At 49.2% G+C, this 13,412-nt stretch carries 15 protein-coding genes; 1 reads left to right on the forward strand and 14 read right to left on the reverse strand.

Annotated elements, in window-relative coordinates:
- Positions 1-2: 2 nt before the first annotated feature.
- Together glmS and glmU are read right to left on the reverse strand one after the other, a co-directional pair.
- A complete protein-coding gene (gene glmS, locus XMA127_RS11080) occupies positions 3-1,826 on the reverse strand; it encodes a glutamine--fructose-6-phosphate transaminase (isomerizing) (RefSeq protein ID WP_173484681.1) in 1,824 nt (607 codons plus the stop codon).
- Positions 1,827-1,831: 5 nt separating this feature from the next.
- Positions 1,832-3,196: a bifunctional UDP-N-acetylglucosamine diphosphorylase/glucosamine-1-phosphate N-acetyltransferase GlmU gene (glmU, locus tag XMA127_RS11085; RefSeq protein ID WP_173484680.1), complete on the reverse strand. Its 1,365-nt coding sequence runs from the start codon at positions 3,194-3,196 to the stop codon at positions 1,832-1,834.
- Between the two features lie 98 nt (positions 3,197-3,294).
- Between glmU and XMA127_RS11090 the strand changes: the two genes are divergently transcribed.
- Positions 3,295-4,035 (forward strand): TrmB family transcriptional regulator, encoded by a 741-nt coding sequence (locus XMA127_RS11090; RefSeq protein WP_173484679.1) that lies wholly within the window; start codon positions 3,295-3,297, stop codon positions 4,033-4,035.
- Here the strand turns inward: XMA127_RS11090 and XMA127_RS11095 are convergent.
- From XMA127_RS11095 to XMA127_RS11150, 12 genes are all read right to left on the reverse strand, one after another.
- Positions 4,032-4,319 carry a TIGR03643 family protein gene (locus XMA127_RS11095; RefSeq protein WP_173482151.1) on the reverse strand — a complete coding sequence of 96 codons (288 nt, stop codon included), beginning with the start codon at positions 4,317-4,319 and terminating at the stop codon, positions 4,032-4,034. The genes XMA127_RS11090 and XMA127_RS11095 overlap by 4 nt on opposite strands.
- A gap of 289 nt (positions 4,320-4,608) precedes the next feature.
- Positions 4,609-5,034, reverse strand: a complete 426-nt coding sequence (locus XMA127_RS11100; RefSeq protein WP_173482152.1) for a F0F1 ATP synthase subunit epsilon — start codon at positions 5,032-5,034, stop codon at positions 4,609-4,611.
- A gap of 32 nt (positions 5,035-5,066) precedes the next feature.
- Positions 5,067-6,464 carry a F0F1 ATP synthase subunit beta gene (atpD, locus tag XMA127_RS11105; RefSeq protein WP_173482153.1) on the reverse strand — a complete coding sequence of 466 codons (1,398 nt, stop codon included), beginning with the start codon at positions 6,462-6,464 and terminating at the stop codon, positions 5,067-5,069.
- A 37-nt stretch (positions 6,465-6,501) separates the two neighbouring features.
- Positions 6,502-7,365, reverse strand: coding sequence for a F0F1 ATP synthase subunit gamma (atpG, locus tag XMA127_RS11110; protein WP_173482154.1), 864 nt, complete (start codon positions 7,363-7,365; stop codon positions 6,502-6,504).
- A 75-nt stretch (positions 7,366-7,440) separates the two neighbouring features.
- Positions 7,441-8,985 carry a F0F1 ATP synthase subunit alpha gene (gene atpA, locus XMA127_RS11115; RefSeq protein WP_173482155.1) on the reverse strand — a complete coding sequence of 515 codons (1,545 nt, stop codon included), beginning with the start codon at positions 8,983-8,985 and terminating at the stop codon, positions 7,441-7,443.
- A 15-nt stretch (positions 8,986-9,000) separates the two neighbouring features.
- On the reverse strand, positions 9,001-9,537 hold the full coding sequence (locus tag XMA127_RS11120) for a F0F1 ATP synthase subunit delta (RefSeq protein WP_173482156.1): 537 nt from the start codon (positions 9,535-9,537) through the stop codon (positions 9,001-9,003).
- A gap of 12 nt (positions 9,538-9,549) precedes the next feature.
- Positions 9,550-10,020 carry a F0F1 ATP synthase subunit B gene (locus tag XMA127_RS11125; RefSeq protein ID WP_173482157.1) on the reverse strand — a complete coding sequence of 157 codons (471 nt, stop codon included), beginning with the start codon at positions 10,018-10,020 and terminating at the stop codon, positions 9,550-9,552.
- Between the two features lie 70 nt (positions 10,021-10,090).
- Positions 10,091-10,324: a F0F1 ATP synthase subunit C gene (gene atpE, locus XMA127_RS11130; protein WP_169451839.1), complete on the reverse strand. Its 234-nt coding sequence runs from the start codon at positions 10,322-10,324 to the stop codon at positions 10,091-10,093.
- 61 nt (positions 10,325-10,385) lie between these two features.
- Complete coding sequence (gene atpB / locus XMA127_RS11135) at positions 10,386-11,207, reverse strand: F0F1 ATP synthase subunit A (protein ID WP_173482158.1); 822 nt, start codon at positions 11,205-11,207, stop codon at positions 10,386-10,388.
- Positions 11,208-11,232: 25 nt separating this feature from the next.
- Positions 11,233-11,634, reverse strand: coding sequence for an ATP synthase subunit I (locus XMA127_RS11140; protein WP_173482159.1), 402 nt, complete (start codon positions 11,632-11,634; stop codon positions 11,233-11,235).
- Positions 11,635-11,746: 112 nt separating this feature from the next.
- Positions 11,747-12,613, reverse strand: coding sequence for a ParB/RepB/Spo0J family partition protein (locus tag XMA127_RS11145; RefSeq protein ID WP_173482160.1), 867 nt, complete (start codon positions 12,611-12,613; stop codon positions 11,747-11,749).
- A 9-nt stretch (positions 12,614-12,622) separates the two neighbouring features.
- Positions 12,623-13,411 (reverse strand): ParA family protein, encoded by a 789-nt coding sequence (locus XMA127_RS11150; RefSeq protein WP_173482161.1) that lies wholly within the window; start codon positions 13,409-13,411, stop codon positions 12,623-12,625.
- Position 13,412: the final 1 nt, after the last annotated feature.

A 13,412-nucleotide genomic window follows, 5' to 3' on the forward strand; every position in this document is an offset into this window, starting at 1 on the left:
TGCTACTCTACGGTGACTGATTTCGCTAAGTTGCGGGGTTGGTCGACATCGGTGCCTTTTAGAACAGCTACATGATAAGAGAGTAGCTGAAGAGGAATGGTGTAAACCAGCGGTTCTAACCAGAAATCGACAACGGGCAGTTCAATGACATGAATACCCTCTTCCTCTTGGATAGTACCTTCTTCCGCGAAGACAAATAGCTCACCGCCACGCGCTCGAACTTCTTGAAGATTCGCTTTCAGCTTATCCAGCATGTCGTTACGCGGGGCAACGGCAATGACCGGCATCTCTTTGTCGACCAGAGCCAGTGGACCATGCTTTAGCTCACCGGCAGGGTAGGCTTCAGCATGAATGTAGGAGATCTCTTTGAGCTTAAGTGCGCCTTCCATTGCAACTGGATAGAGCGCGCCTCGACCTAGGAAGAGCGAGTGGTGCTTCTCAGCAAACGCTTCTGACATCTTCTGAATCTGATCATCCAAGCCAATCACTTGCTCAAGTAAACCAGGTAGTTGGCGCAGTGAGTGGATGATGTAGGCCTCTTTCTCATCGGTCAGCCCCTGTCGGCGGGCCAGCGCGACCGTTGTCAGCATCAGAGCAACAAGCTGTGACGTGAACGCTTTAGTAGACGCTACGCCAATCTCTGGACCTGCCTGTGTCATCAGAGAAAGTTGTGATTCACGGACCAGCGAGCTACCAGGAACGTTACAGATAGCTAATGAACCCGCCACTCGAGATTGAATATCACGCAGTGCGGCCAAGGTGTCAGCGGTCTCACCCGATTGAGAAATCGTCAGCAATAGAGTGCCTTCGGGTACAACGGCTTTGCGGTAACGAAACTCAGATGCCACCTCTACCGAACATGGCAAATTAGCTAATTCTTCGATCCAGTAACGCGCCACCATACCGGCATGATAGCTAGTACCACAGGCAAGAATTAAAACCTGCTTAGTGTTATCAAACAGTTCTGCAGCCTCTGCACCAAAGCACTGCTCAAGAAGACGATCTCCGGTTAAACGACCTTCAAGCACATCCGCCATTACAGTCGGCTGCTCATAGATCTCTTTCATCATAAAGTGCTTAAATTCGCCTTTTTCAGCTGCACTTGCTGAGTGCTCGTAACGCGACACTGCTCTCTCAACCGATTGACCTGTCGCATCCCAAACACGAATCTCATCACGAGTCAGGCAGCCAATATCGCCATCTTCAAGAAACATGAAACGGTCTGTAACAGGAAGCAGTGCAAGCTGATCGGATGCGATAAAGTTTTCGCCAATGCCAACACCAACAACCAGCGGACTGCCTTTGCGTGCGGTATAGAGCTGGTCTGGTAGATCCTTGTGTACCACGCCCAAGGCGAATGCACCCTCAAGACGGGCGATGACTTTTGGCAAGGCTGCAAGAAGTGAATCTTCTGATTTAAGAAGCTTAGCAAGTAAGTGAGCGATTACTTCTGTATCAGTCTCAGATGAGAATTGAAAACCATCAGCAAGCAATTCAGCTTTTAGCTCTTCGAAATTTTCGATGATACCGTTATGAACAACAGCAACACTATCTCCTGACATGTGCGGGTGAGCGTTGTGCTCTGCAGGCACACCATGAGTGGCCCAACGCGTATGCGCAATGCCAAGTGTACCTGTGATCGGTGACGCTTCTTGAGCATCCTTAAGAGCCTGTACTTTGCCAATACGGCGTAGACGATTCACAGATTGACCATCATGAATGGCCATGCCCGCTGAGTCATAGCCGCGATACTCCAATCGACTAAGACCCTCTAATAGAATACCGCTGACCTGGCGTTCAGAGACTGCACCTACAATACCGCACATAACGATTAACCTTTCTTTATTGGGCGTTTCCAGCCCGAAATATTTATCTGCTTACCACGTGCAACGGAGAGCTGATCCTCTTCCACTTTACTGGTAATGGTGGAGCCTGCACCGATGGTTGCTCCTGCTCCCACTTGCACGGGTGCGACCAATGAACTGTTTGAACCAATAAATGCACGATCGCCAATCTCGGTCAGGGATTTGTTCACACCGTCGTAATTACAGGTAATGGTGCCAGCACCAACATTTACCTCTTCACCAATCTGTGCATCGCCAATGTAAGAGAGATGGTTCAATTTAGACCCTTGACCAACCAGAGCTTTCTTCGTCTCAACAAAGTTGCCGACTTTCACTCCAGCCGCCAGTTGTGAGCCAGGACGGATACGAGCAAAGGGGCCCAACTGACAAGCATCGGCAATGACAGCACCATCAATGTGGGTGTTCGCAAGAATCTCTACACCATCGCCAATGATCGAATTTTTAACGCTGCAATTAGGCCCAATCACAACGTTTGAGCCAATGCGTACCTCGCCTTCTGCAACAAAGTTAACGTCAATCTGGCTATCTTGCCCTACCGTCAGTTGCCCGCGCACATCGAAGCGTGCAGGATCAGCCAAGGTCACACCAGCATCCATCGCAGCATTGGCCTGCTGCAGTTGATACCAACGCTCTAATTCAGCGAGTTGTCGACGATTATTCACGCCCTGAACTTCGAACTCAGATGTAGGATGAAGTGCCTGAACCGTTACACCCGACTCCGCCGCCATTGCGATCAAATCGGTTAGGTAGTACTCACCCTGTGCATTATCAGAAGAGAGTTGTGGCAGCCATTCGTTTAGATGGTCGGTCGGCATCGCCATAATGCCAGTATTTACCTCAGTGATCGCCAATTGATCTTCATTGGCATCCTTCTGTTCCACAATACCCACAACATCATTAACCGCACTTCGAATAATACGGCCGTATCCCGTCGGATCGTCTAGGTTAACGGTCAGAAGCGACACTTTACCCGTTTGAGCGACCTGTACCATCTGCTCTAACACACGCGCCGGCGTTAACGGCACATCGCCATAAAGCACTAAGGTAACACCGCCAGCACGAAGACCCTCTGAGGCCTGTGCAACAGCATGACCCGTGCCTAGCTGCTCAGCCTGTGTATAAAATTGGCAAGATAGATCGGACAACGCCTCTTTAACCTGATCCGCACCATGGCCAACCACAATATGCATCGCGCTGTTGTTTAACTGACTCGCTTGATCAATGACGTGCTTTACCAGCGATTTTCCTGCCAAAGGGTGAAGGACTTTAGGGAGTTTAGATTTCATACGGCTGCCTTGACCGGCCGCAAGAATGACTACATCTATCGACATTAACGGGTGTTTCCAAAAACAAAATTTATCCACTTGACGATACTTTAACCTAAGCGCACACTGCTGCAAGGTTAAATGTCATAAAAAAATTGACAAATATGGATAATTCGCTGTTTTTAGAGATCGGTCTTAGCGACCGTGACGTCTCAATCTACAAGGCCCTGCTAGCGCTTGGCCCCAGTTCGATTCGTACCATTGCTGAGCGTGCAGGGGTCAATCGCGGCACAACCTATGAAGCACTGAAGCAGATGCAGGCGTTAGGTGTGGTCAGCTATCTGCCAAAAGGTAAGCGCCGCATCTTCACAGCACGTGAGCCTGAAGTGTTGGTAGAACTGGCTGAAGAACGCCGTAAACGCTTAGATCTCGCTGTTGAAGAGTTAAAGCGTCGTATCATACCCGAGCTGCATCAACTCTCGCCTGATTTTAGCGCAGCCAATGTTCAGTGGTATGAGGGTGACGAGGGGATTGAGCAGGTACTCAGAGATATCCTTAACAGTGTTAGCTCAAACCCTGAACCGATCTACTCTGTCTTCTCATCAAAACCGATTCGAAAGCACCTCTACCGCCCTTTCCCAAACTTCACGGCGCAGCGTGTTGCTCGAAAGATCAAGGTACGGGTTATTGCGATTGGGGATGGGGGTGAAAGTGCTGATCTGTCAGAACGTAAATGGATCAAAACCGAGGGGCCAGTAGACGCCGCTTATATAGCGATCTATCCACCAAAAATTGCCATCATCTCTTTAGCGTCTGATAACTACCCAACTGCGGTGGTTATCGATTCAAGTGAAGTAGCAGCAGCACAGCAGATCATATTCGATACACTCTGGCGCCTGCTTTAACGTTTAGGCTTACTAACCATCTTGTACTGGCGAGAGCAGTAGCCGCGATCAATCCCTTCTGGACGCTTTTTAAGATGTTTAGTGTTGCGACCAGAGACCCGTTCACGCCACATACGAAACGAACTGGGCTTCATCTCACGCTGCATCAACTTGATCACTTGTGGCTCTGACAAGCTGTACAACCCCTCAATCGCTTCAAAGGGTGTGCGATCTTCCCAAGCCATCTCAATGACTCGCGAAATCGCCTCTTCTGACAGGCCGGCGTGTGCTAGCTTTTGTGACATCTAAACCTCTGAAAAATAAAGCAGGTGTCGTTGTGTACGCCAGCGTATGTGTTTTAGTTCAGATGAGAGGTAGCTTATGAGTGCAGATGACAGGCTGAATGCCTGTCACTGTGTACTAAACCAGCTACGGAGTGACCGTGACAGGCTTTCAGCCTGTCATCGGCTTTGTCAGCGTCTACCAGAGACTGTAGCGTAACTCCTGAGTCGTGTCAGACTAAAGGTCAGACACGGTGCTTTTTCAAAGCACAAAAAAAGGCAGCCGAAGCTGCCTTTTTTGATCGTGTAGATCTTATTTGCCGAGTTTGCGGCGAATTGCATCGAGGGTACGAAGCTGTGCAGCTGCTTCAGCAAGCTGAGTCGCAGCACGTGAGTATTCGAACTCACCCTGCTTGTCAGCCATTGCTTGTTCAGCATGCTTCTGTGCTTCTACAGCGGTTGCTTCATCAAGGTCACCCGCACGTAGTGCAGTATCAGCCAACACAGTAATCTTGTGTGGTTGAACCTCTAGGAAGCCGCCAGATACGTAGAAGATATCCTCTTCACCGCCCTGCTTGCGAAGCTCGACAGGGCCTGGTTTGATTTCCGACAAAAGCGGAGTGTGACCTGGGTAGATACCCAGCTCACCCAGGCTACCTCTCACAGAGACGAATTCGATAAGGCCAGAGAAGATCTCTTCCTCTGCACTTACGATGTCACAATGAACAGTCATAGCCATTTCAATTACCTCTTCAGGTTCCGCTTAAGGGATTACATGCCTTTGGCTTTTTCGACTGCTTCGTCGATGCCGCCAACCATGTAGAACGCCTGCTCTGGTAGAGAGTCGTATTCACCGTTCAGGATGCCTTTAAAGCCACTGATAGTGTCTTTAAGAGAGACATATTTACCTGGTGCACCAGTGAAGACTTCTGCTACGAAGAATGGCTGAGATAGGAAACGCTGGATCTTACGAGCGCGTGCTACCGTCTGCTTATCTTCTTCAGAAAGTTCGTCCATACCTAGGATCGCGATGATGTCTTTAAGCTCTTTGTAGCGCTGTAGGACACCCTGCACTTCACGTGCAGTCTCGTAGTGCTCAGAACCGATTACTAGCGGATCAAGCTGACGAGAAGTAGAGTCTAGTGGGTCTACCGCTGGGTAGATACCTAGCTCTGCGATCTGACGAGACAGTACGACTGTTGCGTCAAGGTGCGAGAAGGTTGTCGCTGGTGATGGGTCAGTCAAGTCATCCGCTGGTACGTATACCGCCTGGATAGAAGTGATCGAACCAGTCTTAGTCGACGTGATACGCTCCTGAAGTACACCCATCTCTTCTGCAAGAGTTGGCTGGTAACCTACCGCTGAAGGCATACGACCTAGCAGTGCTGATACCTCTGTACCCGCAAGTGTGTAACGGTAGATGTTGTCGACGAATAGAAGTACGTCACGACCTTCGTCACGGAACTTCTCAGCCATTGTAAGACCAGTCAACGCTACACGTAGACGGTTACCTGGTGGCTCGTTCATCTGACCGTAAACCATCGCTACTTTCGACTTGTCGAACTGCTCAACGTTTACTACGCCTGCTTCCTGCATTTCGTGGTAGAAGTCGTTACCCTCACGAGTACGCTCACCTACACCTGCGAATACAGATAGACCAGAGTGCTGAGTTGCGATGTTGTTGATCAACTCCATCATGTTTACGGTTTTACCTACACCGGCACCACCGAACAGACCGATTTTACCACCCTTAGCGAAAGGACAAACAAGGTCGATTACCTTGATGCCTGTCTCAAGCAGTTCGTTAGTCGCTGCTTGGTCTGCGTAAGAAGGTGCTTTACGGTGAATTGGGTAACGCTCCTCTTCACCGATCGGGCCACACTCATCGATTGGGTTACCTAGTACGTCCATGATACGACCTAGGGTCGCTGTACCTACAGGTACAGATACTGGAGCACCAGTGTTTACAACGTCCAGACCACGGCTTGCACCTTCAGTCTGACCCATTGCGATAGTACGTACGACACCGTCACCCAGCTGTTGCTGAACTTCTAGTGTCAGGTTGGTTTTAGTGACGTTTAGTGCGTCATAAACCTTCGGTACATCTTCACGTGGGAATTCCACGTCAACGACTGCACCGATAATCTGAACAATACGTCCGCTACTCATGTTCGGATCCTCTTAACTTATTAGCCTGTTAACTGCTTTAAACAGCAGCAGCACCACTTACGATTTCAGAAATTTCCTGTGTAATCGCTGCCTGACGCGCTTTGTTGTAGATCAACTGAAGCTCGTCGATTAGGTTGCCGGCGTTGTCGGTTGCATTCTTCATTGCCAACATACGCGCTGCCTGTTCACAGGCGTTATTCTCAACAACTGCTTGGTACACCATTGATTCAACGTAACGAGTCAAAAGACCTGTTAGTAGATCACGAGCATCTGGCTCGTAGATGTAATCCCAGTGGTGGTTGAGAGTGTCGTCGTCTTCTTCAGCCTGAAGGGGCAGAAGCTGTTCAATAGTCGGCTTTTGCGTCATGGTGTTAACGAACTCGTTCGATACCACGTATAGACGGTCAAGTTTGCCTTCGTTGAAGCTATCAAGCATCACTTTTACTGAACCGATTAGCGCTTCCAACTCTGGTGCATCGCCTAGGCCGCTTGTTGCTGCCTTAACGTTACCGCCGTAGTTACGGAAGAAGCTAACTGCTTTACCACCAATTGCACAGAAATCGATCTCGACATTCTGTGAATTGAACTCCTTCATTTTGCCAATAGCAGCCTTGAACAAGTTAACGTTCAGGCCACCACAGAGTCCGCGATCAGAACCGACAACAATGAAACCTACTCGTTTCAGGTCGTTGTTCTGCATGTAAAGGTGTTTGTATTCAGGGTTAGCTTTCGCTAAGTGCTGAATCACACCACGGATACTGCGTGCGTATGGACGAGAAGACTCCATGCGATCTTGGGCACGGCGCATCTTAGATGCAGCAACCATTTCCATGGCGCTGGTAATCTTACGTGTGCTACCGATACTCGCGATCTGCGTCTTAATCTCTTTTCCGACTGCCATAAATCCGCCTCTATTCCTTGACTTAGTATCGGCTGAACAGAGTCTGTTCAGCCGTTCTGCTCATAACTCGAGCGCTTACCAAGTCTGGGTAGATTTGAACTTCTCGATGCCAGCTTTGAATCCAGCAGCGATTTCGTCATTGTAATCGCCTGATTCATTCACTTTAGCCATCAGGTCAGCATGCTCCGAGTTGAAGTATGCAACCAATGCAGCTTCGAATGCACCGATTTTGTTCAATTCTACGTCGCTCAGGAAGCCTTCGTTCGCAGCGTACAAGCTCAAGCCCATCTCAGCGACAGACATTGGAGAGTACTGCTTCTGCTTCATCAGTTCTGTAACGCGCTGACCGTGCTCTAGTTGTGCACGAGTCGCTTCGTCAAGGTCTGAAGCAAACTGCGAGAACGCTGCCAATTCACGGTACTGTGCAAGTGCTAGACGTACACCGCCACCCAATTTCTTGATGACTTTAGTCTGAGCCGCACCACCTACACGTGATACTGACAGACCTGCGTTGATCGCAGGACGAATACCTGAGTTAAACATACCAGTTTCAAGGAAGATCTGACCGTCTGTGATCGAGATAACGTTGGTTGGTACGAACGCCGAAACGTCGCCACCCTGAGTCTCGATTACAGGTAGAGCAGTCAATGAACCTGTTTGTCCTTTAACTTCACCTTTAGTGAACTCTTCTACGTAGTCAGCGTTAACACGCGCTGCACGCTCTAGTAGGCGTGAGTGTAGGTAGAATACGTCACCTGGGTATGCTTCACGACCTGGTGGACGACGAAGAAGAAGTGAAATCTGACGGTAAGCCCAAGCTTGTTTAGTTAGGTCATCGTAGATAATCAGTGCGTCTTCACCGCGGTCACGGAAGTACTCACCCATTGCACAGCCTGCGTATGGAGCTAGGAACTGCATTGCTGCAGGATCTGCTGCACCCGCTGCTACAACGATCGTGTGATCCATTGCGCCGTGCTCTTCAAGCTTACGTACTACGTTAGCGATAGTAGACTGTTTCTGGCCCACTGCTACGTAGATACATTTGATACCAGTACCTTTCTGGTTGATGATCGCGTCGATCGCAATTGCCGACTTACCGATCTGACGGTCACCGATGATCAACTCACGCTGACCACGGCCGATTGGTACCATTGCATCGATCGCTTTCAGACCAGTCTGAACTGGCTGGTCAACAGACTGACGAGCGATAACGCCTGGCGCTACCTTCTCTACTGCGTCTGTGATTTTTGCGTCGATAGCACCTTTACCGTCGATTGGGTTACCTAGTGCGTCTACAACGCGACCAAGTAGCTCAGGACCTACTGGTACTTCAAGGATACGGCCAGTACATTTAGCCGTCATGCCTTCTTTAAGACCTTGGTAATCACCAAGAACTACGGCACCGACAGAGTCACGCTCAAGGTTAAGCGCCATACCGTAGACGCCACCAGGGAACTCGATCATTTCGCCGTACATTACGTCAGCTAGACCGTGGATCAGGATGATACCATCGGATACGCTAACGATTGTGCCCTCGTTACGGGCTTCTGAAGACACATCAAGTGACTCGATGCGCTTCTTGAGAATCTCGCTGATCTCAGATGGATTCAGTTGCTGCATTTCTATTCCTCATTCTCAGGAATTCATCGCTTCGGCCAGTTTCGCAAGTCGAGCACGAACCGAACCGTCGATCACAAGGTCGTCTGTACGAACAATTACACCGCCTAGGATAGACTTGTCTACCTGTGCAGTGACTGCTACTTCACGACCCAACTTGGTGCTAAGCGCCTTAGCCAATTTCTGCTGCTGTTCATCAGCAAGATCGAAGGCAGTTGTCAGATCCACTTCAATTGAAGCTTCCTGAGCTGACTTCAGCTTTTTGAACTGTGCAGCGATCTCTGGCAACAGAGCCAAGCGCTGATTTTCTGCCAATAGAGCCATAAAGTTTTGGCCCGCTTGGTCGATGTCGCCTTCTAAAAGGCCATTCAGCGTCCCAGCTTTCTGCTCAGACGTTAGGGCTGGGTTTGCCAGCACCTGGGCTACTGTCGCATCCGCTACACAAGAGGCAGCGATTGACAGCATGTTAGCCCACTGATCGAGGCTGCCCTTGCTAGCTGCATATTCAAATGCAGCTTTTGTGTAGGGCCGAGCGACTGTATTGAGTTCAGCCATCGTAAACCTCGCTTAAAGCTCCGCAGCTAGTTTTTCAACTAACTGTGCGTGTGCTTTCTCGTCAACAGAGGCTTCCAGAATTTTTTCAGCGCCAGCTAGTGCTAGTGCTGCAACCTGTGCACGAAGAGCTTCCTTCGCTTGGTTGATCTCTTGTTCGATTTCCGCTTCAGCAGCAGCTTTAACGCGATTAGCTTCTTCGCGCGCTTGCTCTTTAGCTTCGTCAACAATCTGGTTAGCCCGCTTGTTGGCCTGTTCAATGATGGCAGCTGCTTGCTCTTTAGATTCGCGCAGATTATCTGTCGCTTTCTCTTGAGCTAGCTTCAGATCGCGCTCAGCGCGTTCTGCCGCATCAAGACCATCTGCAATCTTCTTCTTACGTTCAGCCAGTGCACTTGTTAGTGGTGGCCATACGTATTTCATACAAAATACGACGAAGATGAAGAACGCGATAGCCTGACCAATGATGGTGAGATTGATATTCACGCCATTATCCTCGCGGTTGTCTGATTAAAAGTAGTGAAACCCATGGGGTATCTAGTTAAAAAACTACTTGTTAGCCAGCAACAGCGAACAGTACGTATAGACCAAGACCAACACCGATCATAGGAACAGCGTCGACAAGACCCATTACGATGAAGAACTGAGTACGTAGTAGTGGGATCAGTTCTGGCTGACGAGCAGCACCTTCAAGGAATTTGCCACCTAGAACGCCGATACCGACCGCAGCGCCTACAGCGCCTAGACCCATCATCAGTGCACCAGCAATGTACAGCAATGCCATTTCCATCGTTTTTCTCCGATTTAGTTAATTTAAGGTTATTACAGTTAGTAAACTCTTGTTATTCCGCTTAGTGATCTTCGTGGGCCATCGCCAAGTAGACGATTGTTAGGACCATGAAGATAAACGCCTGAAGCGTAATAACTAGAATGTGGAAAATTGCCCATGGAACCGACAGGATCCATTGAGCCCAGAACGGCAGCAGTGCAATCAGGATGAAGATCATCTCACCTGCGTACATGTTACCGAAAAGACGTAGTGCCAATGATACTGGCTTAGCCAGTAGACCAACCACTTCTAGGAAGAGGTTGAATGGCAGCAACCATTTGCCTAAAGGCTGGAAGCTAAGCTCTGCTAGGAACCCGCCAAGACCTTTCTGCTTGATGCTGTAGTAAAGAATAAGTGCAAAGACGCTCAACGCCATACCCGCGGTCGCGTTTACGTCAGTCGTTGGAACCACTTTCATGAAGTGGATACCCATCTCTGCTGCTAGGAATGGAATCCAGTCAACGGGAACCAAGTCCATGGTGTTCATTAGGAAGATCCATACAAAGATGGTCAACGCCAATGGAGCGATGAGTGCATTTTTGTAGTGGAAGATACTCTTCACGTTGTCATCGATGAACTCGATGATGGTTTCTACAAAGTTTTGAGCGCCGCCAGGTACATCACTTGTCGCACTTTTAGCCACCTTACGGAAGAACCACACGAACGCTAGACCAAGAGCAATCGACCAGAACATTGTGTCTACGTTGATCGCCCAGAAGCCCATCTCAGCAGCTTCTTGCGCACTGTGCGCAAAGCCAAGACCGTTAACAGGGTGGTTACCAAAGGTAAGGTTGGTTAAGTGGTGAGCAATATACTCTGAGGAGGTAACTGTTCCAGATGCCATTCTCAGTTTCTCTCTTTATCGAAGGTTAAGAATCCGTTTTAACGCCGAACTGCATGATCAGATTACTGACCTGAAGCAGAATCAACATCGCAAATAAGGAAAAAACACTGATGGGTTTTACCAGCACAAACGCCAGTGAAAAACTGATGGCCATCAATGCCATTTTCCATATTTGACTCGCATACAACTCTGCGAGTGTCCCTTGTGCAGACCCCTGTGTCTGCTTGTTAAAGTGCTTGTTTGCGAAATAGGCGTTAGGAATCAAGTAGATTAAACCACCTATAAGCATTGAGTACGCTGCTACAAAATCAATAAATACAGCGACTGCACTTAGCACTAACAGGATGCCTGACTGATATTTCAAAACGGTGAAATATCGAGCTTTCGCCCTATCAGAACGCTTACCAATGAGGTTTGGATTCATCATCTTTGCCCAAAAGTAGTGCGTTTATCCCAGCTAATGCGGGCGCAATTGTAGGTGAAAAGGGAATAAGCATCAAGTACAGAGTAGTCTAACTATGACTAAGGTCTTGTTCGCTTTAATCGCGAAGTTGTTTAACGATCGCTTTTAGCTCTTTAGCATCATTGTAGCTGATCACAATCTTACCCTGACCCTTTGCGTTTTCGCTCAGCGTCACTTTGGTAGATAGCAGTCGAGTCAGATCTTCAACGATACGCTCATGCTTGCTGGTAAGCTCTGGCTTCGCTTTAGGCTCCGTTGGATTTTGCAAAGTGCGCACCAATAACTCAGTCTGACGAACCGATAGGCCTTTAGCCACAACCTCTCGACCGGCATCGATCTGTAACGCTTCCGTGAGAGGCAGTAGAGCACGTGCATGACCCATCTCAAGGTCTCCATGCTCTAACATACGTTTGACTTCGTCGGTCAGGTTAAGAAGACGCAGAAGGTTGGCAACGGCGGTGCGCGATTTTCCAACGGCATCAGCCACCTCTTGCTGTGACAGTTCAAACTCCTGCTGAAGGCGCTGCAGGGCTATGGCCTCTTCGATCGGGTTTAGGTTTTCACGTTGAATGTTTTCGATGAGTGCCATCGCAATGGCCGCTTCATCAGGAACATCTCGAATGACAACAGGCACACGCTCTAAACCAGCCATCTGGGCTGCACGCCAGCGACGCTCACCCGCGATGATTTCAAAATTATCACCACCGATAGGTCGCACCACAATCGGCTGCATAATGCCTTGCGCTTTAATCGAAGCGGCTAGCTCTTCAAGCGCTTGAGGCTCCATATCACGGCGCGGTTGGTAACGACCACGACTTAGGCGCTCAACCGCCAGTTCAGTGAGTTGCGTAGAGTCACTCGATTGGTCGTTCGCGACAGTCGCTGCAGAACCGGAAAGTAGGGCGTCTAAACCACGACCCAATCCACGACGTTTAGTGCTCATTTCAACTCCTTAAGAAACCGCTTGGGTTTGCTCTTTATCGGTACGGCGAACCAGTTCACCCGCCAGTGCCAGGTATGCAATCGCACCTCGAGAATTTTTATCGTACATGATCGCCGGTAGACCGTGGCTGGGGGCCTCTGCTAAACGGACATTACGTGGAATGACTGTACGGTAAACCTGATCACCAAAATACTCTAGGAGATGATCAGAGACATCCTTGGTCAAACTCATGCGTGGATCGAACATGGTGCGCAAAATACCCTCAATCTTCAGGCGAGGGTTTAGACGTTCATGGATCTTATCGATGGTGCCCACCAGTGCACTGATCCCTTCGAGAGCATAGTATTCACACTGCATAGGTATAATAACCCCGTCAGAGCTAGCCAGTGCATTCACCGTTAGCAAACTCAGCGAAGGTGGGTTATCGATCAGAATAAAATCGTATTGGTCAGCCACAGCATCGAGCGCCATCTTCAGACGAAACTCTCTACGTGTCATCTGCAGAAGTTCAACTTCTGCCGCCGTTAGGTCGCCATTGGCCCCTAAAACATCGTAGCCTACTTCTAAATTGGTGATGATCGACTCTTTGGCGCTCGCTTGATCGGTTAATAGCTCATAGACCGAGAGGGTAAGATCATGCTTATCAACACCAGAGCCCATCGTCGCATTACCCTGAGGATCCAGATCGATGAGCAGAACGCGCTTGTGCATAGCAGCCAGTGATGCCGCTAAGTTCACGCTGGTGGTGGTTTTACCAACCCCACCTTTCTGATTGGTGACCGTTAAAATCTTGGCCAAC

The organism is Marinobacterium sp. xm-a-127, assembly GCF_013283425.1.
GTDB lineage: Bacteria > Pseudomonadota > Gammaproteobacteria > Pseudomonadales > Balneatricaceae > Marinobacterium_E.

Coding starts and splice junctions, on each gene's coding strand:
- atpG (WP_173482154.1), bottom strand. CDS start 7,365: ATGGCAGTCGGAAAAGAGATTAAGACGCAGATCGCGAGTATCGGTAGC.
- atpB (WP_173482158.1), bottom strand. CDS start 11,207: ATGGCATCTGGAACAGTTACCTCCTCAGAGTATATTGCTCACCACTTA.
- glmS (WP_173484681.1), bottom strand. CDS start 1,826: ATGTGCGGTATTGTAGGTGCAGTCTCTGAACGCCAGGTCAGCGGTATT.
- XMA127_RS11145 (WP_173482160.1), bottom strand. CDS start 12,613: ATGAGCACTAAACGTCGTGGATTGGGTCGTGGTTTAGACGCCCTACTT.
- XMA127_RS11100 (WP_173482152.1), bottom strand. CDS start 5,034: ATGGCTATGACTGTTCATTGTGACATCGTAAGTGCAGAGGAAGAGATC.
- atpD (WP_173482153.1), bottom strand. CDS start 6,464: ATGAGTAGCGGACGTATTGTTCAGATTATCGGTGCAGTCGTTGACGTG.
- atpA (WP_173482155.1), bottom strand. CDS start 8,985: ATGCAGCAACTGAATCCATCTGAGATCAGCGAGATTCTCAAGAAGCGC.
- XMA127_RS11095 (WP_173482151.1), bottom strand. CDS start 4,319: ATGTCACAAAAGCTAGCACACGCCGGCCTGTCAGAAGAGGCGATTTCG.
- atpE (WP_169451839.1), bottom strand. CDS start 10,324: ATGGAAATGGCATTGCTGTACATTGCTGGTGCACTGATGATGGGTCTA.
- glmU (WP_173484680.1), bottom strand. CDS start 3,196: ATGTCGATAGATGTAGTCATTCTTGCGGCCGGTCAAGGCAGCCGTATG.
- XMA127_RS11120 (WP_173482156.1), bottom strand. CDS start 9,537: ATGGCTGAACTCAATACAGTCGCTCGGCCCTACACAAAAGCTGCATTT.
- XMA127_RS11140 (WP_173482159.1), bottom strand. CDS start 11,634: ATGATGAATCCAAACCTCATTGGTAAGCGTTCTGATAGGGCGAAAGCT.
- XMA127_RS11090 (WP_173484679.1), top strand. CDS start 3,295: ATGGATAATTCGCTGTTTTTAGAGATCGGTCTTAGCGACCGTGACGTC.